1 protein-coding gene is annotated in these 1440 nt (G+C 40.5%); it reads left to right on the forward strand.

Annotated elements, in window-relative coordinates; translation table 11 throughout:
* Positions 1-171: 171 nt before the first annotated feature.
* Positions 172-1401, forward strand: a complete 1230-nt coding sequence (locus QME20_RS19605; RefSeq protein WP_281716514.1) for a methyl-accepting chemotaxis protein — start codon at positions 172-174, stop codon at positions 1399-1401.
* The last annotated feature ends 39 nt before the right edge of the window (positions 1402-1440 follow it).

A 1440-nucleotide genomic window follows, 5' to 3' on the forward strand; every position in this document is an offset into this window, starting at 1 on the left:
TGATCACCAAACGTCATGAATGTTCCTATCTTTTTTATCTTATTGATATCGCAATATTATTTGTGGGGATACCTCAGACTCTGACCCCATAACTAATACTATCCGCTTATGGATAATTGGTTTAAAACGCTTTACATTTTTGAGGTGTTAATAAAATGTTAAGTGTGCATGATGAAGTATTTAGTTTTAGCTGTTATTGCCGGTCTCGTTAATGTAGTGATGTCTTTTGTTACTTCACATCTACTAATCTCTACAGTTGCTACGTTTCTTACTATCCTTTTCGCGGCCTTTATTATTGAGAAGGTATTTCAAAACCAAAATATAGCCGCTAGTAAAATTGTTCTAACTGACGATTATAAGAACAATGCACACAGCAATGATGCAACGAAAGTTAGTCATGCCGCGAGTAACATTGCAATTGGTGGTGCTTCTATCTCTTTCTTTTTAGAACAGTTATCAAAAGCTTTTAATGAGCAAGTCGCGAACATCGGCGAGATGAGCGGTAGACTCCAACAGTTAGAAGTCTCCTCAACTCAGTTAGATGATCTTGCCAAGAATGCTGCATTTTCTATGAATGAATCTGACGAGAAAACGCAGTTCGGCAGTACTTCGTTAAAAGAAGTATTAAGCCAGCAACAGCAGCTGGTTAAAAACATAAATGCGTCATCTGAAGCGCTTACTACATTAAAAAGTAAGGCCGAGGGAATAAGTACAATAACAAACACCATTAACCAATTGGCCGATCAAACAAATATGCTAGCGCTTAATGCGGCTATTGAAGCTGCAAGAGCGGGCGACCAAGGACGTGGTTTCGCCGTCGTTGCTGATGAAGTACGCGAGCTTGCCAAGAAAACAACCGATGCCACCTCAGGAATAGAAAGTCTGCTGCAGGATATGAATACAAGTAGCCAGGCTGCAGTGGCTACTATGGAAACGGTGCTTAACTCTAGTGATAACATGAATGTGAAATTAAAGGAGAGCGAAGAAGCTATCTCACACTCCAGTATGCTCTCTACAAAAGCTCGGGAATCGATGGGCGCTATGCAAGCAATGGTAGAAAATAATGCAGAACATAGCGCAGGTATAAGTACCAATATACTTCAGTTGCACACGACGACAGAAAAATTAGAGCACGACCTCACTGATGTTTCTACTCAGGCGCTATCACTGAGTAGTCAAGCTGAAGATATTTTCAGGCTGCTGGAAAGCTTCGACGTTAATGATCGAAACAGCGAAGTTAGAGACATTGCAGTAAATGCAGCCAAAACTGTTGGAGAGCGTTTCGAGCAAGCGATTTCAGAAGGGAAAATATCGGAAGCAAAGCTGTTTAATTTTGATTATTCACCTATACCGAACACTAATCGAGCCTGTAACAGATTCTGTGTAACTGCCATTAGTTAATGTGCTTTTCGAGTCGTTCCTCGAACTCGATAATAAAAC

The sequence above is a fragment of the Alteromonas sp. CyTr2 genome (assembly GCF_947311905.1).
In the GTDB taxonomy this organism is placed as follows: Bacteria; Pseudomonadota; Gammaproteobacteria; order Enterobacterales; family Alteromonadaceae; genus Alteromonas; species Alteromonas macleodii.